This window comes from Emticicia fontis, assembly GCF_054779675.1.
This window is the reverse complement of record NZ_BAAGXU010000028.1, coordinates 1-26,301: the sequence shown is the minus strand read 5'-3', so window position 1 is coordinate 26,301 and position 26,301 is coordinate 1. Positions and strand designations below refer to the sequence as shown.

The 26,301-nt window shown below is 34.2% G+C and carries 28 protein-coding genes; 18 read left to right on the top strand and 10 right to left on the bottom strand.

Annotated features, from left to right (window positions below; genetic code table 11):
• Window positions 1-110: 110 nt before the first annotated feature.
• Both ACYVFA_RS14595 and ACYVFA_RS14590 read left to right on the top strand, forming a co-directional pair.
• Window positions 111-380, top strand: a complete 270-nt coding sequence (locus ACYVFA_RS14595) for a helix-turn-helix domain-containing protein (protein ID WP_460472575.1) — start codon at window positions 111-113, stop codon at window positions 378-380.
• Between the two features lie 2 nt (window positions 381-382).
• The gene (locus ACYVFA_RS14590; protein ID WP_460472574.1) at window positions 383-652 is read left to right on the top strand and encodes a hypothetical protein; all 270 of its coding nucleotides are present in this window, start codon (window positions 383-385) and stop codon (window positions 650-652) included.
• Window positions 653-664: 12 nt separating this feature from the next.
• On the opposite strand, the gene ACYVFA_RS14585 is transcribed toward ACYVFA_RS14590, so the two are convergent.
• Together ACYVFA_RS14585 and ACYVFA_RS14580 are read right to left on the bottom strand one after the other, a co-directional pair.
• Window positions 665-1,807 (bottom strand): hypothetical protein, encoded by a 1,143-nt coding sequence (locus ACYVFA_RS14585; RefSeq protein WP_460472573.1) that lies wholly within the window; start codon window positions 1,805-1,807, stop codon window positions 665-667.
• A gap of 118 nt (window positions 1,808-1,925) precedes the next feature.
• The gene (locus ACYVFA_RS14580) at window positions 1,926-2,267 is read right to left on the bottom strand and encodes a hypothetical protein (RefSeq protein ID WP_460472572.1); all 342 of its coding nucleotides are present in this window, start codon (window positions 2,265-2,267) and stop codon (window positions 1,926-1,928) included.
• A gap of 781 nt (window positions 2,268-3,048) precedes the next feature.
• On the opposite strand from ACYVFA_RS14580, the gene ACYVFA_RS14575 reads away from it, so the two are divergent.
• The 4 genes from ACYVFA_RS14575 to ACYVFA_RS14560 all read left to right on the top strand — a co-directional run bounded on the left by ACYVFA_RS14575 (window position 3,049) and on the right by ACYVFA_RS14560 (window position 8,676).
• A complete protein-coding gene (locus ACYVFA_RS14575; RefSeq protein ID WP_460472571.1) occupies window positions 3,049-4,566 on the top strand; it encodes a type IV secretory system conjugative DNA transfer family protein in 1,518 nt (505 codons plus the stop codon).
• Window positions 4,567-4,596: 30 nt separating this feature from the next.
• Window positions 4,597-5,394, top strand: a complete 798-nt coding sequence (locus tag ACYVFA_RS14570) for a hypothetical protein (RefSeq protein WP_460472570.1) — start codon at window positions 4,597-4,599, stop codon at window positions 5,392-5,394.
• A gap of 164 nt (window positions 5,395-5,558) precedes the next feature.
• The gene (gene mobF / locus ACYVFA_RS14565) at window positions 5,559-8,315 is read left to right on the top strand and encodes a MobF family relaxase (RefSeq protein ID WP_460472569.1); all 2,757 of its coding nucleotides are present in this window, start codon (window positions 5,559-5,561) and stop codon (window positions 8,313-8,315) included.
• Window positions 8,299-8,676: a hypothetical protein gene (locus tag ACYVFA_RS14560; protein WP_460472568.1), complete on the top strand. Its 378-nt coding sequence runs from the start codon at window positions 8,299-8,301 to the stop codon at window positions 8,674-8,676. The genes mobF and ACYVFA_RS14560 overlap by 17 nt, the downstream gene beginning before the upstream one ends.
• 34 nt (window positions 8,677-8,710) lie before the next feature.
• On the opposite strand, the gene ACYVFA_RS14555 is transcribed toward ACYVFA_RS14560, so the two are convergent.
• A complete protein-coding gene (locus ACYVFA_RS14555; RefSeq protein ID WP_460472567.1) occupies window positions 8,711-8,917 on the bottom strand; it encodes a hypothetical protein in 207 nt (68 codons plus the stop codon).
• Between the two features lie 374 nt (window positions 8,918-9,291).
• Between ACYVFA_RS14555 and ACYVFA_RS14550 the strand changes: the two genes are divergently transcribed.
• Window positions 9,292-10,521, top strand: coding sequence for a phage integrase SAM-like domain-containing protein (locus ACYVFA_RS14550; protein WP_460472566.1), 1,230 nt, complete (start codon window positions 9,292-9,294; stop codon window positions 10,519-10,521).
• 105 nt (window positions 10,522-10,626) lie between these two features.
• Here ACYVFA_RS14550 and ACYVFA_RS14545 read toward each other — a convergent pair whose 3' ends face one another.
• The 3 genes from ACYVFA_RS14545 to ACYVFA_RS14535 all read right to left on the bottom strand — a co-directional run bounded on the left by ACYVFA_RS14545 (window position 10,627) and on the right by ACYVFA_RS14535 (window position 12,613).
• Complete coding sequence (locus ACYVFA_RS14545) at window positions 10,627-11,250, bottom strand: hypothetical protein (RefSeq protein WP_460472565.1); 624 nt, start codon at window positions 11,248-11,250, stop codon at window positions 10,627-10,629.
• An 81-nt stretch (window positions 11,251-11,331) separates the two neighbouring features.
• The gene (locus tag ACYVFA_RS14540) at window positions 11,332-11,925 is read right to left on the bottom strand and encodes a hypothetical protein (protein WP_460472564.1); all 594 of its coding nucleotides are present in this window, start codon (window positions 11,923-11,925) and stop codon (window positions 11,332-11,334) included.
• A gap of 73 nt (window positions 11,926-11,998) precedes the next feature.
• A complete protein-coding gene (locus ACYVFA_RS14535) occupies window positions 11,999-12,613 on the bottom strand; it encodes a hypothetical protein (protein ID WP_460472563.1) in 615 nt (204 codons plus the stop codon).
• A 241-nt stretch (window positions 12,614-12,854) separates the two neighbouring features.
• Between ACYVFA_RS14535 and ACYVFA_RS14530 the strand changes: the two genes are divergently transcribed.
• Window positions 12,855-13,262: a helix-turn-helix transcriptional regulator gene (locus ACYVFA_RS14530; RefSeq protein WP_460472562.1), complete on the top strand. Its 408-nt coding sequence runs from the start codon at window positions 12,855-12,857 to the stop codon at window positions 13,260-13,262.
• A 399-nt stretch (window positions 13,263-13,661) separates the two neighbouring features.
• Here ACYVFA_RS14530 and ACYVFA_RS14525 read toward each other — a convergent pair whose 3' ends face one another.
• Window positions 13,662-14,462: an N-6 DNA methylase gene (locus ACYVFA_RS14525; RefSeq protein ID WP_460472561.1), complete on the bottom strand. Its 801-nt coding sequence runs from the start codon at window positions 14,460-14,462 to the stop codon at window positions 13,662-13,664.
• Between the two features lie 379 nt (window positions 14,463-14,841).
• Here ACYVFA_RS14525 and ACYVFA_RS14520 point away from each other — a divergent pair, with 379 nt between their 5' ends.
• From ACYVFA_RS14520 to ACYVFA_RS14495, 6 genes are all read left to right on the top strand, one after another.
• Window positions 14,842-16,488, top strand: coding sequence for an ATP-binding protein (locus ACYVFA_RS14520; protein WP_460472560.1), 1,647 nt, complete (start codon window positions 14,842-14,844; stop codon window positions 16,486-16,488).
• Between the two features lie 167 nt (window positions 16,489-16,655).
• Entirely contained in the window at window positions 16,656-17,720 is a 1,065-nt protein-coding gene (locus ACYVFA_RS14515; protein ID WP_460472559.1) for a DNA cytosine methyltransferase, read from the top strand.
• Window positions 17,717-18,799 (top strand): DUF262 domain-containing protein, encoded by a 1,083-nt coding sequence (locus ACYVFA_RS14510; RefSeq protein ID WP_460472558.1) that lies wholly within the window; start codon window positions 17,717-17,719, stop codon window positions 18,797-18,799. The genes ACYVFA_RS14515 and ACYVFA_RS14510 overlap by 4 nt, the downstream gene beginning before the upstream one ends.
• Window positions 18,800-18,828: 29 nt before the next feature.
• Complete coding sequence (locus ACYVFA_RS14505) at window positions 18,829-19,536, top strand: MAE_28990/MAE_18760 family HEPN-like nuclease (RefSeq protein WP_460472557.1); 708 nt, start codon at window positions 18,829-18,831, stop codon at window positions 19,534-19,536.
• Between the two features lie 239 nt (window positions 19,537-19,775).
• Window positions 19,776-20,402, top strand: coding sequence for a restriction endonuclease (locus ACYVFA_RS14500; RefSeq protein WP_460472556.1), 627 nt, complete (start codon window positions 19,776-19,778; stop codon window positions 20,400-20,402).
• Between the two features lie 75 nt (window positions 20,403-20,477).
• On the top strand, window positions 20,478-20,972 hold the full coding sequence (locus ACYVFA_RS14495; protein WP_460472555.1) for a gamma-glutamylcyclotransferase family protein: 495 nt from the start codon (window positions 20,478-20,480) through the stop codon (window positions 20,970-20,972).
• Window positions 20,973-21,052: 80 nt separating this feature from the next.
• Here the strand turns inward: ACYVFA_RS14495 and ACYVFA_RS14490 are convergent, their stop codons facing one another.
• The gene (locus ACYVFA_RS14490) at window positions 21,053-21,544 is read right to left on the bottom strand and encodes a hypothetical protein (protein ID WP_460472554.1); all 492 of its coding nucleotides are present in this window, start codon (window positions 21,542-21,544) and stop codon (window positions 21,053-21,055) included.
• Window positions 21,541-22,062, bottom strand: a complete 522-nt coding sequence (locus ACYVFA_RS14485) for a hypothetical protein (RefSeq protein ID WP_460472553.1) — start codon at window positions 22,060-22,062, stop codon at window positions 21,541-21,543. The genes ACYVFA_RS14490 and ACYVFA_RS14485 overlap by 4 nt, the downstream gene beginning before the upstream one ends.
• A 574-nt stretch (window positions 22,063-22,636) precedes the next feature.
• Here ACYVFA_RS14485 and ACYVFA_RS14480 point away from each other — a divergent pair.
• The gene (locus tag ACYVFA_RS14480; RefSeq protein WP_460472552.1) at window positions 22,637-23,941 is read left to right on the top strand and encodes a tyrosine-type recombinase/integrase; all 1,305 of its coding nucleotides are present in this window, start codon (window positions 22,637-22,639) and stop codon (window positions 23,939-23,941) included.
• Here the strand turns inward: ACYVFA_RS14480 and ACYVFA_RS14475 are convergent.
• Entirely contained in the window at window positions 23,850-24,062 is a 213-nt protein-coding gene (locus ACYVFA_RS14475; RefSeq protein ID WP_460472551.1) for a helix-turn-helix transcriptional regulator, read from the bottom strand. The genes ACYVFA_RS14480 and ACYVFA_RS14475 overlap by 92 nt on opposite strands.
• 205 nt (window positions 24,063-24,267) lie before the next feature.
• On the opposite strand from ACYVFA_RS14475, the gene ACYVFA_RS14470 reads away from it, so the two are divergent.
• From ACYVFA_RS14470 to ACYVFA_RS14460, 3 genes are all read left to right on the top strand, one after another.
• Window positions 24,268-24,549, top strand: a complete 282-nt coding sequence (locus ACYVFA_RS14470) for a helix-turn-helix domain-containing protein (protein ID WP_460472550.1) — start codon at window positions 24,268-24,270, stop codon at window positions 24,547-24,549.
• Window positions 24,550-24,617: 68 nt separating this feature from the next.
• The gene (locus ACYVFA_RS14465; protein ID WP_460472549.1) at window positions 24,618-25,385 is read left to right on the top strand and encodes a hypothetical protein; all 768 of its coding nucleotides are present in this window, start codon (window positions 24,618-24,620) and stop codon (window positions 25,383-25,385) included.
• A 10-nt stretch (window positions 25,386-25,395) separates the two neighbouring features.
• Window positions 25,396-25,884, top strand: a complete 489-nt coding sequence (locus ACYVFA_RS14460; protein WP_460472548.1) for a JAB domain-containing protein — start codon at window positions 25,396-25,398, stop codon at window positions 25,882-25,884.
• Window positions 25,885-26,301: the final 417 nt, after the last annotated feature.

The window sequence follows — 26,301 nt, the reverse complement described above, 5'->3', positions numbered from 1 at the left end:
CTTAAAATGCAAAGGTCAAGATTATTTTACTTCCCCACAACTTTTAGGGTTGATCCAAAAGATGTAGGTTAGAATAATGCAAAAACCATTCAATCTAATCCTATTTTCTTATGGAAGTTATCTGTCTTGAAGAAAAAGCCTTCTATGTTCTTATTGAAAAAGTTGTCGATCGAATTACAGAAAAAAAATCTGTAGTGAAAGAAAAATGGATTCCTGAACTCCACGCAATGCAACTTCTCAATATCAAGTCAAAGACTACTATGCAAAAACTTCGTGATGAAGGGAAAATTCGATTTTCTCAGCCACAGAAAAAAGTTATACTTTATGATAGAGATTCAATTCAGCAATATCTTGAAGCCAACGTTAAAGAAACATTTTAGATATGGAACAGAACATACAGATAGATACTGATTTTCTAAAAGGGTTCAACGAAGGCTATTTGATAGCAAAGCATGAGCCTGAACTCTCCGCAGAACTTACAAAAATAAGTTCCAAAAGTTCTCGCATTGTTGGCTTTAAAAAAGGGCAAGAGCAATTTGTGTTAGAGCAAAAAATAGAAATGCTTCCAGAATGGTTACGTGACAATCAACAGACGAAAAATATTGATGAATCAGAAAAACTGAAAAATAGAGAAATTGATTTAGAAAGATAATTTAATTTCAATCTAATTTTTACGCTCATTTTGGCTAACAACTTCACTAAAACCTTTTAAATCGTAGCCAAAGTTTGTTGGAGTTCTTCGAAAATGCTGATTCTCGTCTTTAAAATATTCTAAAATAAAGCTACTGACTCCATCTATGTCCTCTAAATATCTTTCTTCATCTGGGATAGAAAGAGCGGCAGGCTGTCTCTGTTCTAGAGTTGCAGTATCAGGAATATTTTGAAGTAAAACACTCCCACTTATAATACTTCTATTATTATCGACATTTATATACTGCCCTAAGAATATTTCTCCCTTTCCTTTACCGATATCAATAATCAAATGTAGATGTCTATTTTTATAATGATCATTTGTAAAATTAACTACAAGAATTGTACCATTAGACCTAGTAAAATCGACCTCACCAGAGTAGCTAAAGTGCTCATCAGACTCAATATTATTTAGTTTTACTTTAATACGGCCATCAGAAGAGATATTAAACTCTATAATAATTCGTAGTAATACCCAGCCTTTTTCTACATTTTCAAGAAGTCTTCTATTATATCCATATGCATAAAACCACCATTTTTTGTCTTTTAATATTGCGTAATATGGTGACTGCTGTTTAATGTTTGATGAGGGTGTAAAAAGTTCTGGTGAATTATTTATTGATACATCAACCACAAAATTTTGTGATATAGTTGGTTTCATTGTACTAAACTGCTGATAAGTTAAGTTTGATAATTCTGGAAATTTACTAACAAAGCTTATTATTATTTCTTCTATAGTTTTGCTCGCACTTTTACTTTTTAAATCTGCATATTTTGTAACTACCTTTGGTTGGTAGTTACTTGCTAGAAAAAACAATAAATGGGTCAGCAAATCAGAGTTTATTTCTAATTTTTGGTTTGAAGATTTTTCCGAGTTTATTTTTATTTTTTTATTCAGAATATTTTTAGTTATTCTTTGTAAATTATAAAATTGACTCCCAGCATAATTGAATTGATAATCAATAATTGATACACGTTTTCCTTCAATATTATAAGTGTTTTGCCAAGTTTCTTCACTACTTAGCACAATTCCTTTAGAAAAACTGCTTATCCAGACGAATAAGCGATCAATTATTTCTTTTGAAAACTCGGGTATTAATTCAATTTTTTTACTCATTATATATAGAAATTCAATTAGAAAATAATTCTAAAAATAGTCGTCTTTAAACTACAAAAAATAAAAAATAAACTACTCTTTTTCTCGGAAAAGCTTACTCATATCTCTATAACTTTGTTCAAGAAATTTTGAAGTGAGAGTTTAGAAAGCCTTTGATTTCTACCGTTTTAGGGAGTGAGGAATCAATAATTTCTTCTGTCATTTTTTCACAGAAAGAAGATTTCTCTTGGATCAGTGTTGAAAGTTTTTCCTTCAGCATATCAGGATCTTCGGTTGTATTAATGATTGAATTTACATTCCGATAAAAATGCGACATTCCACTAAGATAAGATTCAAGCATTGGAACAGTTAGCATACCATTATGAGCAATAAACTCATAAATGTTAGATTCATTTAATTCATCATGAGGTGTTGGGGATAAGTCACTGCTTTCTGATGAATAAAGAAAAAGCTTAAACATATTTTGTCCCTTCAAGCAAATATAGGAAAAGTTTGATTAGAGTATGGTTATTATTAAATGAAATATGACAATTGTCAATAAAATAATTTTAGTCGATAAATCAGCGGCTTAGTATTCTTGCGCAAGAGTTAAGTTACAGTTTTAATCCAAGTAATAAAAGACATTATATCTGCTAAATCAGAATTTAGGAGACAGGAAAGACTTTGCCTGTGTCGGGCGAAGGGGTGAATTTTTTTGCCTTAATATTTACATTTTAAAAAATTTTTTAATCATGAATGAGACTGTTTTAACATCAACTGGAAGCGTAACCGGAACTGTTGTTTCGACGGATTCAAATGGCAATGTTAATTGTGTTGTCGTGGGTCCTACAACTTTTGTTCGAGGCATTGGTGGTGTGTTTGTGCCAAAAGACAAATAAGTGTTGAATTGCTCTACTGTGTATTTGGGGCTGCTTCTGTAGCCCCATCTTAAAATTAGAAACTCAATTTTGAAAAAGATTAAATAGAAAAGAAAATGAAACAGAATAATAAGTGTGAGGGGTGCAAAGCTCCGATTAAAAGTTCAAATGAAAAGACAAATGATGTTTTTTCCCAAATGTGTTTCAGATGTGTTCTATGTCCTTTATCAAAAAAATCAATAAAGGCAGAAACTGGAATAAAAAAGTAATATAGCCGATTGAGTTTTGAGGTATGACGGTTTCCCTCATACCCCCTAAAGCTCTTGGCGAGTTCAACTATCAATTAGAAAAGGGACAAATTATTATTATTTAAAAATTTCAAAGATGGAAAATCAAAAATGGGATTTAGACGAACCTATTCTAACGCTCTCTTCCAAATTCGGAGAAAGCTACTTTAGAATACGGGATAGTTTTACTAATACCTTAATTACAGGTAGTTTAGGTAGCGGAAAGACATCTGGAAGCGCGAGAACCATAATTTTACAAATGCTCCGAAAAATAAAATTTGGAGGAATTGTATTTACTACCAAACCTACAGATAAGAGTGATTTTCTTGAATTGTGTCGTTTAGCAGGTCGTGAAAAAGACGTGATATGCTTCGAGCCTTCAAGCACATATTCATTTAACTTTATCGAATGGGAGTCGAAAAATTCCGAAGTTGGAATGACAGAGAATATTATAAGTCTTATGAAGGAAATTATCAAAATTTCTGATGATAAGGATTCAGGGAAAAGTGAAGATTCATTCTGGACTGATTCTTTAGATACCTTGATTGCAAATGTTCTTCAAATTTGCAATTTGGGATTTAATACGATTACTATACCTCTTATTTATGAGATAGTGCTTTCTATTCCAACAAATAAGGAGGACTTAAAAAAAACATCTGATAAAGATAGTGAAAGTACCTTCCACAAGGCTTTTAGATTGGCAAGGACAAACGTTAGAGAAAGAGTAGATAAATGGGAAAAGTCACTATCCAAAAAGAAACGCACACTTCTGAATGAGGATAGAAAACTTTACTGGGATGAAGTAATAAATAATGTTCAAGAAGCACGACAGTTAAGAATGTCTGATACATATTTTGCAAATACGTGGATGAATCTTGCAGAGAAAACCCGATCAATTATCTATATGCAATTTTCAAACTTCTTGGGAAAGTTTTTACAAGAGCCTTTTTTCTCTATGTTTAGTAAACATGAATCTAATTTCACGCCTAATGACTGTCTTGAGGGAAAGCTTATAGTCTTAAACTTACCAGTTAAAATTCATGGCAAGGTAGGGCGAGATTTACAATTAGCTTTTAAACTGATTGCTCAAAAATCATGGGAAAAGAGGGATGTTGAACAGAATGGCCGTCCAGTCTTTATGCTCATGGATGAATTTCAAAACTTTCTTGTGGAGACGGATTTCAATTTCTATTGTACATGCAGAAGTAGCCGGATTGCTAATGTCTGTATTACCCAGAATATTTCCAATCTGTATGCAAGTATGGGTGGACAGAAGGCAAGAGATAAAGTCAATTCAATGTTAGGCGTATATTCCACCTATTTTTTGCACACCAACACCCATGCGGAAACAAACAATTTTGCAAGCGAATTAATCGGTGAAACTTATTACGAAGAAGAAACTACTGGTGTCACTGTAGGTCAGGACGTTTCAAATACAACTGGTAAATCTCATAAGTTACAAAAGATGGTACTTCCGCAAGAGTTTCAACGATTGAAGAATGGCGGTAAACTAAATGGTTATAAAGTTGAAGCCTATTTCTTTCGTCAAGGCGAGCCTTTTTGTAACGGACACAACTTTATAAAAGTCACATTCGACCAGAATTTTAAACCTTAAATTTTTATAAACAATTAAATTTATTTTATCATGAAAAATCACAATTATTCAAGTTTTATTGAGCCAGGTAAAAAGTATTCCGCATATTGGTTGGGTACAACGGCCTTTATTATTGCTCAACAACTTACCTATGCTTTTACTCGAAAGAATTTAGGTGAGCGTCGGTTCTCTTTTGATTTATCAGTCTTTATCTGTATTGTTTTAGCAATTATTCCAATCGCATTAGGGCCAGAACTTCATAAATATTCTATTCTGAATAGCGGTGATTGGAGAGATTTAAAGAAACTCAATCACTTTAGTTATGCTGCTTTTATTCTTGATAATATAACGTGGTATATCTATTTGGGGTTATTTATTTTTAATGCATACAAACGAAAACTAGAAATAGATAGATTGCCATCTGTATTTGAATTAGCACGACATACTAGATCAAAAGGTGAGATTAATGAACGTATCACTAACCTGAAGTGGATGGGGCGACCATTTACAAATACAGAAATTGAGATATTAGTTGAGCCTGGGTTATTCCTAATTCTTGGTATTTTGCTGATATTTTTTCACCAATTAATTGGCTATGTAATTGTTATATTCAGCCTCATTTGTGCGCTAAGTTCTAAAATAGAAAATGTGTTAGCAACATATAAGATAATGGACATCATGGATGGGATAATATCAGGCGAGGAGACAGAGCGCATCGTAATAGACCTAAAACAACCAAAGGATACTCGTGGAGCAAGCTTTCCTGGTAAGCTTCCAAAGGATCGCGATGTTCGAAAAAGGGTAGTCAACTATATGCAGGACGACGACGATATAGTGACGGTTAGCTAAAACCAAAGCTCTGCTTCGGGAAGATGTCTGATTGAAAATAGAACAATGCAAGGGACTACAATCTACAAAAAGTAGCTATGCTTAGGGACAAGGTGTAAATACACGGTTCTTAACAAAAACGCAAAGTCAAGCATTTAGAATTTATTGGTTTAAACTCGGCTGAGATGATTAGGATGATACAAAATTCTAACGTGGCCAGAGCACGCTCATATTTTACCGAGAGTCTTTCCAGAGGTGACTATTACTTAGATAGTCAGGAAAGGCCCGGTAAAATTATGGGTAAACTGGCTGAACGTATAGGGATTGTCGGTAGTGTAACAAAAGATATTTTTTCGGCACTTTGCTTGAATAAAAACCCTTTAACAGGGCGGTCGCTTTCTCCTCGATTTAAAGAAGGAAGAACAATATTTTATGATTGTAGCTTCCACGCAGTTAAAAGTATTTCTATTCTTCATGCTTTGTCAAATGATGACCATCTCCAAAATGCTTTTGAAAAAAGTGTTAGAGCTACTATGAAGGATATTGAAAGGGATAGTAAGACCCGTGTTAGACTTGATGGTCAAGATACAGATAGGAACACAGGGGAGCTTTTATGGGCAGAATTCACCCATTTAACGGCAAGACCAATAGATGGTTCTTTGCCCGACCCTCATTTACATTGCCATGTGACAATTTTTAATAATACGTGGGATGAAAAAGAACAACGCATAAAAGCGGCACAGTTTCGAGATATAAAAAGAGATATGCCTTATTATCAAGCCTGTTTTCAAAAGCGGCTATCTGATGAACTTATAAAATTAGGCTATCAAATTAGACCCACTAAATCAGCATTTGAAATTGTTGGAATTCCACCAAAAGTGATATCACTGTTTTCAAAGCGCACCGATGAAATCGGTCGCTTTGCTCAGGAAAAAGGAATTACCAGCGAAAAAGAACTTGACCAGTTAGGCGCACGTACCCGAAGCAGTAAGCAGAAAGGACACACTATGAGTGAACTGAAAGCTGAGTGGAAACGGCAGATTAATGAACTATACAAAAACAAAGAGGAAAAAGACAAAGACAATCAGACTATCCGCTTTGCAAAGACAGATAAAGATAAAGCAATGACCCCTCAACAATATGTCGATTATGCTGTTTTAAAGGGTTTTGAGCGTGCCTCAGTTATTCATGATAGAAGATTAATGGCAGAAGCTATATTGCAAAGCATAGGCAATGAAAAAGCCTCTGTAAGAGATATTGAAGAATGCTTTAAAAATGATACACGACTTATTCATATTGAAGATCAAGGCAAGATAAAAACGACAACTCGGCAAGTCCTTCAAGAAGAAAGTCGCATGGTGAAGCTGGCCCAAAAAGGTATTGGAATCTTCAAGCCGCTTTATACAAGCAGCCCAGAAACATCATTAATGGGTCAACAGAAAGATGCTGTTGATCATGTTCTGACCAATACAAATCAGGTTTCGATTATTAGAGGGGTAGCAGGCTCTGGGAAAACATCGACTTTAAAGGAACTGGTATCTCTTATTGAAAAGGTTGGTAAAACAGTAACAATGGTAGCACCTTCTGCTCATGCATCCAGAGGTGTCTTGCGTGAAGAAGGCTTTGCTCAGGCAGATACGGTTGCCAAATTGTTAGAAGATAAAAAATCCCAAGATACTTTAGAGAATCAAGTTCTCATTGTTGATGAAGCAGGGTTACTTGGTACAAAAGACATGAACGCTTTGTTGGAATTAGCAAAGGAACAGAACGCAAGATTAATTCTTTTAGGGGACACAAGACAGCATGCTTCTGTTGTTCGTGGGGATGCTTTACGCATTTTAAATAGCGTCGCCAAAATAGAAACAGCAGAAATGACCCAAATTTTCCGTCAGCGAACAGAAGATTATCGTAATGCGGTTGAAGATTTAGCAAAAGGCGAAATAAAGAGCGCATTTGAAAAATTAAACAAGTTAGAGGTTATCAAAGCTATTGATCCCTTACAACCTCATCAAGCACTTATAGAGGATTATATAGATGTTGTGAAAAAAGGCAAAAGTGCGTTGGTGATTTCACCGACACATAAACAAATTGATCAGGTTAATGAAGCCATTCGAGAAAAGCTAAAGTCTGAGAAATTAATTGGTAAAAAAGATATTGAAGTAACACGCCTGCAAAACCTTAATTTGACAGAAGCGGAAAAAGGAGTTTGGACAAACTTTGAACCCGGCCAAGTTGTACAATTTAACCAAAACTTGCCACAAATAAAGCGAGGTAGTATTTGGGTGGTTGAAGCTTGTTCACAGAAAGAAGTCACTATCAGGAATGATAAAGAGACGTGTCGATTACCAGTTGAGAGAAGCTCTCATTTTGACATTTATAGGAAAAGCACAATTAACCTCTCCAAAGGGGAAACTATAAAAATTACCCGAAATGGATTTGATAAGGAGAAGAAAAGGCTTGATAATTCGGATGTACTAAAAGTTATTTCAGTCAGTAAGGATGGTAAAATTCAATTGCAAAATACAACGAGTAAAGCCAAATACGAACTTGATAAAGATTTTGGCCATATTGCTCATGCCTATTGTATGACCTCCCATTCGTCACAAGGGCGGACGGTAGATGAAGTTTTCATCTCGCAACCTGCCTCAACCTTTTCAGCAACGGATGCCAAGCAGATGTATGTATCTGTCTCTCGTGGCCGTGACCGAGCCAGAATCTATACAGACGATAAAGAGCAGTTATTAGAGCATGCGGCACAAATGGGTGACAGGCAGTCTGCTATGGAACTTGTTCAAAGCTCCGATAAAGGTGACCAGATTATGGAACAGTATATTCGGCAGTCAATTATACAAGACAAGCCAGATATGAATAAAGACAATAAATCAAGAGCTACCAGAAAGGAGCAGTTTAAAACAAACATAAGCTATGAGCCAGAAATTTAATTTGAGGTTCGATCAGATGCTGGAAAACAGCCCTGAAGACATTGCTAATGAAGATAACGGCCACCGATATGAAAGCCCCGGATCAATACGGAACTTCGGGTTTATATGGCCAAATGGTAATCGCTCCTTTCATCAATATGGTTATATGCCTGATGCGTTTTTTTACGCTGACGGAATAAAGAACAAAATCAAGCTTGTAGTTTCATCTTCAATCATAACGATCTCTGGCTATAAGTTGGAAAGCCTATTTTTAGAATTATCTCAGCAGATACAACGATGGATAGTGATTACTGACCCTCGCTATGCCACAGAACATGAACCATGTGTGATAGAAGTCCTTATAGAGGAAAAAGAGAGATAAAGCGGAGCAGAATCACATCTGCTCCGCTAGGGGTTTAGTTAGATTTTGGTTTGTTCTTACGGGCAACTAATTGAATTTTTTGTCCTAAGATTTCCAAGACTACATTGAAGCCTTCACCATCTGAATTTTCCCAAAGAGCACCAGTTTTAATCCAGAGTGGTTTTTCCTGATTCTCCTTATTCACGACTTGATACAAGATATGAGAAGGAAGTTTTTTAGTGGTTTCGTTTGGTTGTGTCATCGACAAATCTCCTTTGTTTGTTGTTGATGATGGCAGCCCTTAGCACAATTAGCGTTGACAGCTCCCCGAATGAAAAAAAATCGATCTCGACCATAGGGAGAGCATCTATTTTATTTCATGAGTCGTAGAGCCTTTTTTACACAGTAAAAAAGGAGGGATGAGCGTCGTCGAAAGCGTTTGTGCATGCTGACATCAATCAATCACCAATAAACAAAGAAGATTTTTCTTTGAACCCAATTTAAGAAGCCAAGAAACCCATCTCACTCTTCAATGTGATGAAGATTAACAGAAAAGCCAAGTTGGAAATGTACATCTGAATGTAAGTCAGATGGCGAAAGTTCTTCAATATCAGAAATCGTTCAAAAAGGATAAGTATGGCAAGTTTGAAAATTCTTCTGTGGGAAAAACCTAATGCGGAAGGATTATTCCCGATTGCATTAAGAATAATCAAGAACCGTAGGACTTCCTACGTATATATACACTATATTGATAAAGAGGATTGGGATGAAGAAAACAAATGTGTCAAACGCTCTCATCCTAATTCTAAACGAATTAATAGCAAAATTCTAAAAAAGCTATCGGAAGCAACTGATAGCGTGATTGAATTAGAGGCACAGAAGAAACAGGTTTCTTCAAAATTAATCAAGAGTAAGGTTAAACCTGTCGCTGGGTCAACCTTTGCAAATGCAGCTTTGCTCTATTTAAAAGGCTTAAAGGCGGAAGGGCGATATAATGAATATACGCCAAATAAAACACGTCTTGAACGCTTTATTGAGTTCTATAAGGACGATTTAACACTTCAAGAGATTACTGTTGCCTTACTGACACGTTTTAAGTCTCATGTGAAGACTAAGTATAAACTGAGTGACAGAACAGTTGCGAACTATCTTTCGGCAATTCGTTCCGCTTTTAGCTTTGCCGTCAATCAGGAATTAGTCAGTAAGGAATATTCTCCATTTGGGAAAAAAGGCATCAAAATCAAATTCCCGGAGAGCGCAAAGGTAGGACTTGATTTAGGCGATATAGAGCGATTGGAAACAGTTGACCTCGTTGGGAAAGCCAATCATGCACGAAACCTGTGGCTATTCTCTTACTACTTTGCGGGAATGCGTATTAGTGATGTTTTACGCCTTCAATGGTCAGATTTTCAAAATGACCGCCTTTACTATGGAATGGGTAAAAACGATAAATTCGGGTCGCTTAAGGTTCCTGAAAAAGCGAAGCGCATTCTGGCTCAATATCAGATGTTCAGGAAGAACAAACGAGATTTGGTTTTTCCTGAATTGAGAGGTTTAGACCTTAATGATGAATTCAATACTGAGAGAGTGATTGGCTATAAAGCAAGTGCGATTGATAAGAACCTAAAAGAACGAGTAGCACCAAAAGCTCTCATTACAAAAACGCTGACAATGCACATTTCTCGCCATACCTTTGCTCAATTGGCAGGAGATGAAATACCCTTACCAGTCTTACAAAGACTTTACAGACATAGTAATATTACGACGACAATTGGTTATCAATCCAACTTCACACATAAAGATACAGATGATGCGCTTGATAAGGTGTTAAAGAAAAAAGAAAAACCGAAGTTTGAGCCTAATTAAGGAGTATGAACTTTTATTCTGTATGTCAAATTTCCCAATGAAATATGCGGTAATTGTAAAAGTCAACTTTTCAATTGCTAAGGGGAATACCCAATATTTACCTACCTATTTAATCAGCTTCATAATATTGCTGTTAAGCGTAACAGTACCTTCGCCTTCAATGCCGGTAACTCCTGTTACTTTTACTTTCGCTTCATTCAGCTTTGTTGTCCATTTATCAAGAAGCTGTTCAGCTTTAATCTGGCTCTCAGTATTTGTGACAGAAATGGACTGCCAAATAAGCTTGTTGGATTCAAATGTCGTATAAGCCGTTTTTTCATCAGTGGTTTTGAGAATAGGTTTCTTATCGCTGCGGCTGATGGTATATTTAGAGTCAGCACTCTTTAGTTCAAACTCGAAACCACCACTTTGTCTTTTCCCAACTTTGCTGACATCAGCTAAACCTTGACCAGTATAGGTAACATTCGCGTCGACACCTGTATCGGCTTGATCAAGTGACAGATAAATTGTAAATGAGTTTGTAGTGCCGAGATTAGTAAGTTCAGCTTTGTTTTCACCAGTGATTTTCAAAAACTGCGAAGGAACAGAAATTTTATCCATCACGATGGTAGAAGGGTTTGGATTGACTGGGTCAGTATCGGGGTCAATCGTCGAACCACTACAAGCTGCTAATGTAATTCCAAAAGCAATTGACAGCATTTTGTAAGTGAAATTTCTTTTATAATCCATGATTTTTCTTTCTGTTTTGGGTTTTTCGCAACATTCCTGTTGCCTTAACTATAATTTTTTGAGTAAAAACTAATCGGGGCATCATGGCTTAATTTGCCAGTCTTTGTTGTTAATCTTGAATTCTTGGTTTTTTATAAGTGTCCATTTACCCTTATAAGCTGTTATTTCTTTCCATGTTTGCAAGGCTTTTTCCGCGGATGGTGATGTTGTGAAGTAGACAGGTTGATAGACTTTTGTATAAGACACATTAAGGGCTTTAGTAGTACCGCCAATTTCCTGTGCGACTGGCTGGCCTATGATAGGATTGCTTATAGTTATGGATGTTTCTTGCCAAGCCGATAGATCACCAAAAAATGTCCCTGAATTCGTATTCCCACGTATTTGTGAAAACTCTGTTTTGGTGAATTCCATCTTGACTTTTGGACCTGTCAAAGTTTCATCACGCGAATAGGTTTGCAATATGCCTTCCGGGGTGCTTGAACTGTAAATCTCTAATGTATTAGCTTTAGCGTCAATAGTAAATCTATCAAGGTCTGAACCGACCTTTGTTAGTATAATTTCTTTTGGGTCGATTTTATCAGGACTAGGATCAGGATTGTCGCTACTGCAAGCCACCAATGTAAAACCAAATGTATATAAAAGAATTTTATGGATGGCGTTTCTTCTATGCTTCATGATTTTCTTTCTTTTCAGGTTTCCGAAACTTATTATTATTTCAAGATACCCATTGGATGAAACTGATTAAAAATCAGGGTTTAATCGTCCAATTTTCTTTATTGTATTTAAATTGAAGTTTGTAAGTTGGTTCTTCATTAATAATAGTCCAAGTCTTAGGTGAATCTGTAATGGACTTCCAAGCCGCCTGTACACTTTCTTTGTCATTGAAGCCTTCAAACATGACAGGGCGATAGACTTTTGTATGTTTAATAGTAGTGGCTTTCGTCAAGCCATTATCAACCATTTTTTCCGCAACTGGATTGCCGGGTGTTTGGCTCTTAATTTCTATCGACGTGTTTTCCCAGTCGGCGAGACGACCTACAAAACTATTTTCAATAGAAGAATTCAGTGTAGAAAAGTTAGTATTTGTAAAAGTAATGACGACTTTAGGACCTATAGCATTTGGGTCAGAAGAAAACTTTTGAGAGAAAGCGTTATCAGGGTTAATATTAAGAGCAGTTAATATTCCTTTTGCGTTCACTGTAAAGCCGTCAACATCTGTTCCGATAACGGGTAAAATAATCTCTTTTGGTTGAGTGCCTCCAATGCCATCAGGATTAGGGTTATCGGAACTACTGCAAGCCGCCAATGCAAAACCGAAAGCACATAACTTTATTTTAAAGATGAAATTTCTTGTATGCTTCATAGATTTTCTTTCTGTTTTGGGCTTTCATTATAGCAAAGCAGTTTTTTAAATTAGAAAAATGAAACGAAATTAAGCTCGGTATAGATTAAAGGCGAAAGAGTAAATGGTGTTCTTTAAGACATAGATTATCTATTCATGAAAAAACCTTACAGTTCGTTATAATAACAAAATTATCTAGTTACCTTTGTTTAAGCTCATTTCTCTACTTGTATAAAACAAGTTTCTAATTGTTTTTCACAACATGACAACGATTGAAAGTAATAAAAGCCTACATTTAGGACGCAATGCAAAGCGCATTCGTGAAATCCTGGGTTATAAGCAGGAAACAATTGCACAAAAGCTTGGTGTCAGTCAGCAAGCTCTTTCATTAATTGAAGGAAAGGAAGCAATAGATAATGAAACATTGGAAAAATTGGCAAGTGCCATGAGTGTAAGGAAAGAAGCAATAGAAAACTTTAGCGAAGAAGCTACAATCAATATTATTTCGCCAATTTTTAACAGTCATGATAGCTCGACTGCCGTTGCTTCTGCAAGCCACTCAACATTCAACTCTAACCCGATTGAGAAAATAGTTGAGTTATACGAAAGGCTTTTGGCTGTCGAGAAAGAGAAAAACGAACTTCTTCAACAACTTCTGTCAAAGAAATAGTCTGTCTTCTATATCCTGATTGAATATCTTTTGAAGTTTGTTATACCATTATTAATCAAGCTACTTTTTTAATTTAGTTCTGAAAACCATATTACATTTTGTCTTCTTGAATTCACACAGAGGGCAGAATGATAGAAGATAGGTTTTATTTTCAATCCAAAGACAACAATTTTAATCTTCACTACGGCAACGCATTAAATATAGTATCTCAACTTAATGCGAAGTTCGATTTAGTTTTCGCCGATCCACCATATTTTCTTTCAGACAATTCATTTGGCATCCAAAGCGGCAAAGTTGAACGCATAAATAAAGGAGAATGGGATAAATTAATCCACTTTTCTTGCATTCATGGTTTTAGTAAAACCTATCTAGATTGTGTCCATTAAATAAAGACTCTATTCAAAACATAGTTAATTGCGTGCCGGGAAATAGATTTTGCTTTTGATTAATTATCTCATTTCTTTTTGCGTCTATGTCACTCTCTTGTAGAGATACAGTTTCGTTTTTGATTGTCGAAATGGATGAAATACATTCCTGCATTTTAATGAGGCTATTTTTGAATTTTAGTTTATGATCCCATCCTCCCATTGTATGTGCTAGTGTATACCAATGGCTGAATTCTTCGCCACTTAAAGAGTCCCCATGTATAACAACCGCTGGAATGTGCATGAGCGTAAACTGAATATAGGAAGCATGGACACAAATTGGGTCAATATCAGTTGCTGTTATGTGGGTAAGTTGTTGATAATTGATGTTTCGCTCTTTCAGTTCTTCGGCTGCTGCAATAATCATCGCACCTGTACCACAAGCAGGTTCTGCAATATTCATAAATCCATGTTTAACAATAATCTCTTCATAGCTTTCGCCTATTAGCATTTTTGCAATCATTCGACAAATCGGATATGGGGTGAAAAATTGCCCTTTGCGCTCATTGTGCAATTCAAGTTCATGAAATATTTCTCCAAGTATATCACGTGGTTTTTCCTCAAAATGATTGACAAGCATTCCCAAGAGGTTAGGGAACTCGTTGACTTCCTCTTTTTTATATTGCCCGACAATTTCGAGGTATCTTTTTTCTCTTTCTTCATAATGACTTTTGTCGGCGGCATTGCTAAATGCCAGGGCAGACATTTCAATGAAATCTGAGAATATTTTGGATGTGCTGTGACGATAGGAAAGTTGTTGGATAAGTTGGATCATATTGTGCATACTATATTACCTATATTAAGACAGAAATTCTATAACATGAAAAAGTCTTAAGAGAAAAAGAAAGAATATATTATTCGGGAGACACATATTATAGTATTTAGTCAAAGCTCAAAACACAGATAGCAAAGGAATAGGTAATGCTAATTTGAAAAGAAAGTTTTTAGGGGATTTATTTGAGGGTACATTTATTCTATCTATTTTTATAAAAATAATTTGTAGAACATTAAATTTTTATATTCTTATAGCGCATTAAAAGTTTGCAAAAATTAGAGAAGTTTGACGACTTAATTTGAAGATTACATTTTAAATACTGTACTACAAGCTTTCTACTATGGAATAAGAAAGAATATCCTAAACATATAATAATAAGATGGATAAATTTACATTTAATATATCATTGAGTGTCCTTAATCATTTGGGTAGGAATCTTTATAGGAACTTCATTACTGTTCTCGGTGAGGCAATTTCAAATTCATGGGATGCTGATGCAAAAAATGTGTGGATATATATTAATAGAGAAAAAAATTATCTTATTATCAAAGATGATGGCGAAGGCATGACATCAGATGATTTTCAAAATAAGTTTCTCAAAATTGGTTACTCAAAACGTAAAGGCGGCATTGATAAAACAGAATCCAATAGACCTTTTATTGGAAGAAAAGGTATAGGGAAACTTGCTTTATTATCGTGTGCCAAAAGAATTCATATTATTACAAAAACTCAGCACACGGAATTGGTTGGTGGTGTTATTGATAATAGTAATTTAGACAATGCAATTAGTGACGATTTAAATCCGCAACAATATCCATTGGAAGATGTGAATATTGATGTATTTAATAGTTTGAAAGAGGATTTGACTAACGGTACTATTATTCTTTTTGAAGATATTAATGATGGGATTAGAAATAGAATTGAATATATCAGAAAGCTAATTGCTCTATTTTTCAGATTTTCGCTAATAGACAATTCATTCAAAATATATTTAAATGATGATCCTATTACACTAAATGAATTAAACGATTTGTCTTTAAGCACTCAATTTGTGTGGCAAATTAATTCAATAGATGATCCCTATTTGAAAGAAAAGATTTCAGCAACAAATGAACACATCAAAAAGTATAAAAAAATTAAATCGTCTTTAGCTATTTCAGGTTTTATTGCATCAGTTGAAAAACCCTCTCAGCTTAAAATTAAACAAACATCCGAAACAGTTACTATTGATCTTTACGTAAATGGAAGATTGAGAGAGAAGGATTTGTTGAAGCATATTCCTTCTACAAGGTTGGTTGAAAGCTATTTATATGGGCAAATCCACTTTAATTCGCTTGATGATGGTAAAGACCGCTTTACTAGCAGTAGAGAAGGTGTAATTTCTGATGACCCGCTTTTTAAAGATTTTCTTGATGAATTAAATAAAATTGTTCAAAACTTAATGAAGGATTGGGACGAGTATAGAAGGGAATTAAACCAAGATGGAGATCCAGATGATTTAGCAATAACTAAAAAGGAGAGGAAATCAAGAGAGCTATTTAATACAGTTGTTGACGATTATGTTCCGCCTACTTCATCAGCAAATAGAACTCAAGTTGATGAATGGGTTAACTCATTGAGCGATAATGCACAATTTAATCTATCGTCATATGCAGAGTGCTTTGTCTCTGAAAACTTACTTAGAAGTTTTATAAAGCATAAAAACCTTGCTCTTTCTCCTGAAGCTGAAAAAAATTTGAGTGAATATAAAAAGAAAGAAGAGACAGCGAAGAATTTTGCGAATATAAGTTTTGAGATTCGTCAAAATGCAAATGATTTATTGTATTTTTCTATGGACGATTTAGCAAATTTTGTGGATAAGCCTAAAGACCCTTTAAAAGAAGTAGGAATAGCGAGAGATGCTAAAATTTATAAGCCCGTTAGAGATGCTGTAGCTCACACAGCTATCTTAACTCAGACTGCAAAACAGACCTTAAATACAACTTTTGAAAATATAAAAGCAAGGATAAAAAAACTTTTAGAATGAGGAGGTTTTCAACTTTTTCTCAAATTATTTGTTACTAATATATACTCTACTTTTCTTTAATTTTAGAATCTAAATAATACTATCTAATATTTAAAACTAATATCTTAAAACACTTGGAAATACTTTAAAAAAAGCATTAATTTGCACAATTTAGACATTCCTTTTTTATGATAAGCTCGAAAATTAAAGTAATAGATTTATTTTGTGGTATAGGTGGGCTCACGCATGGCTTTGTAAGAGAAGGGGGTTTTGATATCGTTGCAGGTTTTGATATTGATGGAACTTGTAAATATCCATTTGAGGAGAATAATGATGCTACTTTTTTTCAAAAAGATATAAGAGAGGTTACTAGTGAAGAAATAAGTAATCTATTTGTAGATTCTGACATTAGGGTTTTAGTGGGTTGCGCACCTTGTCAGCCTTTCTCTACTTATTCATTTAAATCTCCTGACAAAAAGAAAGAAGCTGAAAGTGCCAAGTGGAGTCTTCTGGATGAATTTGCTCGTTTAATTAGGGAGGTTAAGCCTGAAATTGTTTCTATGGAGAACGTGCCTGGTCTTGCGAAGTTTGATAAATCTCATGTTTTTAAAAACTTTTTGAAAACACTATCTGATAACAATTATGAGATTGATTATAAAGAGATAAATTGCCCTGATTTTGGCATTCCACAAAAACGAAAAAGATTAGTTTTACTAGCTTCAAAACTTGGAAAGATTACTATTATGCCTGAGACGCATACTGCAAAGACGTATAAAACAGTAAAGGATGCGATTGGACATTTAGAACCAATTCAAAGTGGCGAAATTTCTAAAAATGACCCAATTCATAGAGCTGCAAAACTTTCAGAAATAAACCTTAAACGTATAAGTCAATCAAAACCAGGAGGAACTTGGCGTGATTGGGATAGCCAATTAATTCTTGATTGTCATAGGAAGAAATCAGGTAAAAGTTATGGGAGCGTTTATGGCCGAATGCGTTGGGATGAACCTGCTCCTACAATGACTACTTTTTGTACTGGAATTGGGAATGGACGATTTGGACATCCTGAACAGAATAGAGCCATAAGTCTCAGAGAAGCGGCACTCATACAAACTTTTCCTGAAAAATATAAATTTGTTCCCGATGGAAAAAACGTAAATGCTGGGCAATTAGCGACACATATTGGAAATGCTGTTCCTGTTAAGTTGGGAGAAATTATTGCAAAGAGTATAAAATTTCACTTACGATCATGACATTTACAATTTATTCGAAAAGTAATACAAAGAGAAGGATTAAAAAATCTCAAGCAGAAATTGATATAGCGGAGCAAGATATAAGACGTGAGTCTATTCCTTATGAGTATCAAACAAAACAAGTTCCTCTTTCAGTTATAAAGGAATGGTTAGAAAAAGATTTTTTGATAATTCCTGTCTACCAAAGAGATTTTGTTTGGAATCATGTAAAACAGTCAAAGTTTATTGAATCATTGTTTCTAGGCGTCCCTATTCCTCCGGTATTTGTTGCGAATACAGACCAAGAAGGAACATTGGAAATTATAGATGGCTCGCAAAGAATTAGAACTGTTGCAAGGTTTTTAGCAAATGAATTTTCGTTAAAAGGTTTAGAAAAATTAACGTCTTTGAATGGTTTCTTTTACGATGATTTTGATCATTCTAGAAAGAACAAATTTAGTTTAATTGATTTGCGCCTTCATGTTTTAACAGACAAAGCCACCCCAATAATTAGAGCAGATATATTTGCAAGAATTAATACAACTAGTCAACCCTTGACAGACAGCCAAGAGAGAAAAGGAAAATTTGCGAATAATGAGTTTTATAAATTTGTTATTGAAATGGCAAATGAACCTAGATTTAAAGACGAATTCTATACTGGCGAAAAGGGGATAACAGGAGAACATGAGGAATTGGTATTAAGATATTTTGTATATGCGGACTCTTATCAAAAACATAAACATGATGTTAAAGGGTTTTTAGATAATTACATTGAAGAAAAGGGTGAAAGTGGTTTTACAGATGCAGAGAAATCAGAGAAAGAACATAATTTTAAATTGATGTTGGATTTTGTAGAATCCTATTTTCCTAATAAATTTAACAAAGCAGAAGGCGGAAAAGCTATACCACGTGTACGCTTTGAAGCTATATCCGTTGGAGTTCATTTAGCTTTACAAACAGAACCAGATTTAATTCCTTCAAGCATGGATTGGTTAGACTCGTCTGACTTCAAGGAATTTACAACATCAGATGCTAGTAATAATGAAGGTAAATTAAAAAAACGAATAGAGTACGTAAGAGATTGTCTTTTAAAAAAGTAATAAGCTGTAGAGAATTTTAAAACTTGGTTATGCTTCCCTCTAAAAATGATTTTGCAGACAATAAATCAGAAATAGAACAATACTTCAATTTTCTAAAAGCTATTGAAAATGGAGGTGTCAATCTTCATAATGCTAGTATTTCTGTATTTAGAATAGATACTGAATTAATTAACATCTTAAAAGCTACTACTTTCTTACTTTTATATAATTTAATAGAATCAACTGTGAGAAATATCTTATGGGATATTCACCAAATTATTAAAAGCGACACAACTGTATTATATTCTAATCTACAACACGATTTAAAAAAAGTTTTAATTGGTAGAAAAGTTAGTGCTGATTTTCGTACAACAGATGATACGATAACGAATCAGGTTTTTTCAATTATTGAAACGACTTTTAATAGTTACTCGGAGTTACATCCAGTAAAAAAGGAAGATATAAAAATTGACGGTGGAAATCTTAATATGGATAAATTAAGAGACGCTTTTAAGAAATATGGTATAAATAGCGGTTTGCAAGAGCGATCTACACAACAAAAAGAAGCTTTTAAAGATACTAAAACAAATAGAAATCTTTTAGCTCATGGAGATAAGACATTTAATAACTGTGGTAAAGATTTCAGTTTTATTGAGTTAGAAGAAAAGAAAAACTTTATTTTTGACTTCTTGGAAAATAAAGTTTTTGTCGTTGCCGAAGACTTTATCAATCAAGATAGATATAAAGTAACTCCATAGTTAGTACTATAATATTTTAACAAAAAAAAGAAAGAATGTTGTCTTATAGCTAATAAAAGAAATTAGAGAAGTTTGATTTGAGAGAAAACTTAGAAATATTTCAAACTGGAAAACAATATCAAGCTTTAGATAGCAACTTCAATAAAACATTTCAATTATAATTAATTGCGAAAAATAAAAGAATAGATTATCACGTATATATATCCTGGTATTAGTTGAAAATTAAAAATCAAATCTAAATGAAGTGGCAAGAATATCAGGAGGCCGTTGCGGTACTTTACGAACAAATGGCTGAATTCGGAGTTGTTTATAAGAACCTTACAATTCCTGACAAAGTAACAGGACAAGCAAGACAAATAGATGTTTGGTGGGAAATGCAATTAGAAAATCACACCTTCAAAATATTAATAGATGCAAAAAAAAGAAGTGCAAAAGTTGACGTTAAAGATGTAGAAGAAATCATGATGTTGGCTAATGCTGTCAATGCAGACAAGGCGATTATAGTTACGAATAACGATTGGACAAAACCAGCAGAATTAAGCGCAAAGTTTAATAGACTTGATTTAAAGATATTAACTTTTGACGAAGCCACTGATTTAATAGTTGAAGACAAGTGGTTAATGTGCCAAGTATGTAAGGAAGATTGTGTTTTACTTGATGATGATGGTTTTTTTGAATTTAATGGATTAATAAATTGGTGGCTTGGCGGAAAATGTCGCAGTTGCCAATCAATATATATACATTGCCAAGGTTGTGGAGACAGAGGAATAATTAATACAAAAGCAGAAGAATGGCAATGCAGTTGTCCATATGTATGGAAATCCGAAAATGGTTTAATTTTAGTTTATTATTATAATGAAGATTAAAGAGATTGAATTATTTCTACAAACATGTCGCATCTAAAAATTGATTTTAACGACTTTCTTACAACAAAATAATGAATGAAAATTTTTGCATATGGTTCAAATATGAACATTAAAAGAATTAAACAAAGGGTACCATCTGCGATAAAAGTTTCAAATGCTTTTATCAAAAATTATACTATGATTTGCAATAAAGTTAGTAGAGATGGTTCTTCAAAAGCTAATATTGTTCAAACAGATAATCCTAATGATATTGTTTGGGGTATTATTTTTGAGATTTCAGATAATGAGAAAGCAGACTTAGACAAAGCAGAAGGACTTGGTAGGGGTTATCTAGAAGCTATTTTTAATTTTACTGATACAAATAACAAAATTCATCAGGCTCAAGTTTATATCGCTCATAAAGACTTCATAAACAATAACTTAGTTCCTTACGACTGGTATAAACAAATCATATTATCTGGAGCTAAGCAAAATGAACTTCCTGACTACTATTTAGAAAAAATTCAATATCTTGATTTTATTACTGATCCAAATGAGGAGAGAAGACAAGAGAATTTGAGTTTAGTATAAAGTAATAGCGGAAATAAAAAGTATTGAATTTATGGCTTCTGATATATTAAGTAATAGGAGTACAGTACATTAAGTTCTAATCAGAGATTATCAAATCTTGAAACGTCGTCAGTAAGCGATTTCTCAATCACCTCTGAATATTTTTCTAGCAAATCGTAGTAAGTTTTCCAAAGTCTATCTTTGACTTCGATGGGTGCATCGGCAGGTAGCATTTTGATTGTGTCTAAAATTATTGCTCTTGCTAATTGAAATTTTTTTGTCGCCCTTTCTAATTTATGTTGTCCTCTACCTCTAAACATCAACATTCCAATAGCTATTCCTAAAATGGCACCTGCTGGTCCACTTAAGAATATAGCAATTCCCGCAACTGTTTTTGCTATAGCAACACCACCAGTTGCTCCTAAAATTCCACCCGCAACACCTGCTAAAAACTCTGACTTCTTATCAATATAACGTTCTGCAACATCTTCAATATTCTTAAGGTCAAAGTCTTTATATTTCTCAACATCAGTTTTAGTATCATCAAGCTTGACAAGAAGCTCAATCAATTGTTCCTTTGATATTTGCTTCATAAGAATTTCTTATTAATTGAGTGAAAATAATGATCCACTACTTCTTCAATATACGTAATTAATATTTGAGCCTCTTTGAGTTTTTTTCTTTTTAATTGTATATTGTATAGTTTGTTTTTAAGCTCGTTGCGTCTATCAATTAATAGGTAACTAAAGATGAAAACCATAATAATTCCAAAAGAAATTATATAGGAGTAAAGATTTGTTGTCATTCCTTTGGCTAAGGGAATTACAATTGCTGAGAAAGAGCTTATCAATCCAAAGAGGACTATAAATAGATTAAGCCAAGTAGAAAAAAAATTTTCTTTGTATGTATATAATGCCTCTACCATTATACGCAAATGTTCTTTTTTCTCTTCAAGTAAACTTATAAGTTCACGTTCTTCTATGTTATCATAGAGAAATCGATTTGAAGTTTGCTTTGGATAGTGAAAAGTTTCAGATCTCAATTTTGAACTTGAAATTAATTCAGAAAGGTCCTGTTGAAGCTTTTCTAGTTTTGAATTTTTATTAGGCATACTTTTAAAAATTTAGTTTATCCCGGTTAAGTTTGGCTTTAAAAAATAGACGTAATAATTTTGATATGGATAAAAGGAATTTCAAATATTTCATGACAAATGATCAGTAAGTTCATTTGTAATAATTTTTTTAAGTTACTAACGAATAGCGAGAAAATTAAGATAAGTGATGGAAATTTATTTTAAGGTGCTTTGTAATATGTGTCAATTAAAGATATTTTCTAAAATTAGGTATTTTAAAGATTGAACTCAATACTGATTTATTATAGAATTTTATATGCTTCATTTAGTTCTCTAATTTAAATAGGGTATTTTATGGGGTACTTTTAGAAGGCTTCGAATAAAGACTTTTCTAAATCAACTATTTATCCTCGCAACTCTAATCCCTTCACCCGCTCCATGCATCAATCTATCCCAGTCCAATACAGTCTAATAAGCCAGTGTAATTACTGGCTTTTTCTGTTGTTATACCTTGTTAAACGTAGCGTAAACTCAGTAAATCCAATCCATTTTTGGGGTATTTTTCGGGGTACTTTTTCACGCCCTGTAGAAAATACCCCAAAGGGAGGCCAAGATGCCTTTAAGTGATTTGGAATGCCGACTCGCAAAACCGAAAGAAAAAGCTTACCGCTTATTTGATAGTGGTGGTTTGTATCTTGATGTGAAACCCACAGGCATAAAAGTCTGGCGTTTGAAGTTCAATTTTTTAGGAAAGGAAAAACTGCTTACAATTGGCAGGTATCCAAATGTTTCGCTTTTAGATGCAAGGGTCAAACAAGAGGCAGCAAAAACGGCAATAGATACTAATATTGACCCTGCCATGCAAAAACAGCAGATCAAGAAATTCAAACGGTTTGAACAGGCACAGACGTTTGAACTGGTTGCGCTGGAATGGCACAAACGAAAATACAATACATGGTCGGAAAATTACGCAAGAGATATTTTGCGCCGATTACATAACAATGTATTCCCTAATATCGGTAAAAAACCAATTGGCAAAATCAATGTGCAGGATGTCATGTTGTGCATTCAGAAAATGGAAGATCGCGAAGCACTCCATCTTGCCAAAAGAGTGGTTCAACATATTGGACAAATTTTGCGTTATGCCGTTATCACTGGCAGAGCAAACCGAGACTTCACACCTGATTTAAAAGATGCAGTTAAGAAGTATCGGAAAAAGCACTATGCGTCAATCTCACCTGAACAATTACCTGAACTTCTTGATGCTATCAATTGCAATGAACCTCGTCTCTATAAACAAACAATTTTAGGCATGAAACTTTTGATGCTGACAATGGTTCGGACAACTGAATTGATAAATGCACAATGGGATGAATTCGATTTACAAAAGGGAACATGGCATATTCCAGCAGTGCGTATGAAAATGAGGGAAGCGCATTTTGTCCCCCTATCAAAACAGGTTATTACAATCTTGCATGAATTAGGAGATACATTCGGCAGGAATGGATATATTCTGCCAAGCATTGTCTATAATAAAAAGCGAATCAGCAATAACACTATTTTGCAAGGCCTTGCGAAGCTTGGCTACAAAAATATAATGACCGGACATGGTTTCCGCTCTTTAGCAATGAGTATTTTGAAAGAGAAATTGAATTATCGACACGAAGTTGTTGACAGGCAACTGTCTCATTTGCCAAAAGGAGAGGTGAATCAGGCTTACGACCGTGCCACGTTCGTTCCAGACAGAATTAGAATGATGCAGGATTGGGCTGATTATATTGACTTACGTTCAGTGAAGAAACTTTCTTCTATTGGAGTTAAACAAACTATTTCCTTGTCTGTTCAAAACTATCAAGGCAGTTCTTTATATCACTCATTTTCCATGCCGTCACTCGCGGGCATATCTTATAAGATTTAGGAAAACGTCCTGATTTACAGCCATTCCACCAAGTGGCCTTTGAAACTGGAATAAGTTTCAAAATCTGTTCTAATCGCATGAAACCATCTAATTCTTGCGAAGAATCTAAAGAGTTGTGCATGATATGTCCTCATAAAGTTTCTGTTAAGTGAAAGGTTATTTGAATATATAATTTCAATTAAACAACAAATCATTTTTCATGCTTTGATTAACTAGCAAATATGAGTACATGATAAAATAAACAATAAGAAATTACCAACTCATTCAGTTGTGTGTAAAGCAGCTTTCTTATCTTATATGCTGTTTAATAAGATATTGAAAATTTCATGCAGAGAAAAAACCAATTACAAATAACTACGAAGTCAAGAATCATAGTGATTCTGTTACTCACAAACAATCAGAAGGACTTTGTAATGTATGGTTATAATGATGGCGAAACCCTATTTTCTCGTAAAGAGGCAGCGGAGTATCTTAGTATTTCTCCCAACACTTTAGCTGTTTGGGCTTCTACGGGTCGTTACCAATTGAACTTTATAAAAGTTGGTCGTGCAGTTCGCTATCGTCGTTCAGACCTCAATAAGTTTCTTGAACAAAGACTAACTTACTAAATCAGAACCTCTTTCATTACAATTTTATGGAGATCGCAATGAACAGTCATTTTGCGAAAAGCCTTTCTATGGCTGAAATTCAAGAAAAAGTCAGACAGACAGAAAACCCCATTGAAGATCAGGCATTGATTGATTTGGTTTGCAATTATTTGCAAAAACAGAAACAAGATTGTACACCTTTTGACGCTCGACGATGGATTTCTATTATGGCTGATAGTATGAAGGACAGTAATTTAGAAAATAGTAGTTCAGAAGAAGTACAAATTGATCTAATCAAAAAGTATAAATCAATTGGAAACTGCGGCTTACTATCACACCTAAAGAGAAAAGGCATTCCTTTAGACATTGCAAAACAACATCTGGTAGAATTAAAAGTGTTTGACCCAATGGAGCAAAAACATTATTTCGTTCTGGGTTTTGCTCATGAAAAAGACGGCTTTGTTATTTCTTGCCCTTACTTTGAAGATTGGGTTGGTAAACGATCCATTTCTTTTATTAAAGGACAAGATAAAAATACCGAAATCATACATATATTTCCAACTTTTTGGGACTATTTGTCACTTTTAGATCATTGGAAATGTCATCATCTGCAAACAAATTCTATTATCCTCAATTCCTACGATTGCATAGAACAAGTAAAAGGGTTTGTTTATAAGAATGGCTATAAGAAAGCATATACATTCTTAAGCAACGATAAGACTGGTTTGGAGGCTGCTAAACATCTTTATCCTTTACTAAATAAAGAAGAAGAACTTGTTCATATTGCATTGAACAAATTTTATCAGCCTTTTGCCAATGTTGAACAATGGCATCAGAATCAAATTCAGAAAAAGTAGGGTGTTTCAAATGAACCAGTCACAAATCAAATCCTTATATAAAGTATCAGAAATCTCAATTCGGTATAATTACAAAGTTCCTTACCGTGATAGAATTCCTGTCCGTTCATCAGAAATGGCTTATGAAGTTCTGAATTACGCATGGGATAAAAACAAGCTTGAACTACAGGAGCAATTCAAAGTTCTATTGATGGATTACAGAAACAATTGTCTGGGTCTTGTAGATATTGGAATGGGCAGTATCAACTCTTGTCTGGTAGATTCAAGGCTTTTGTTTTCAACTGCTTTAAAAGCAAGAGCAAGCGGTATTATACTCGCTCATAATCACCCGTCAGGTGAATTGACACCAAGTGAGGCTGATAAAAAACTGACCGACAACATTTGGATGGGAGGTAAGATACTTGATATTGGCATATTCGATCATCTCATAATCTCACCGGAAGGATATTATTCTTTTGCAGATAACGGAATATTATCGAGTAGACCTTTGCCTATCTAAAAAAAGTACAATTGTCAAAAAATGGCACTCTTCATAATATTTTTGAATTCTAATTTTTTAAGGTAAAACATAGGTAAAACATTTATTGGTTTCATGTGGTTTTTGGTGTTTTAATATGGATGGAAACTAAATAAAAGTTCCCATTTTAGTACATATCAAACCATATCAAACCAAAAGCAAAGGACTGAAAATCCTTGTGTCGGCGGTTCGATTCCGTCCATTACCACCAGAAACTTAGAAAGGCTTTATGAAGAAATTCGTAAAGCCTTTTTTGTTGGTATCGATTTTTTATCTGATTTTCAAATCCTCTTTTTTAACCTACTCAGATAAGTACAATTCTATAAGTTGGACAATAAATGGATCAAGTATAAAAGCTGTGGGGTAGGTATCGTTAAGCATAGATTTGAGTAAGTCTGT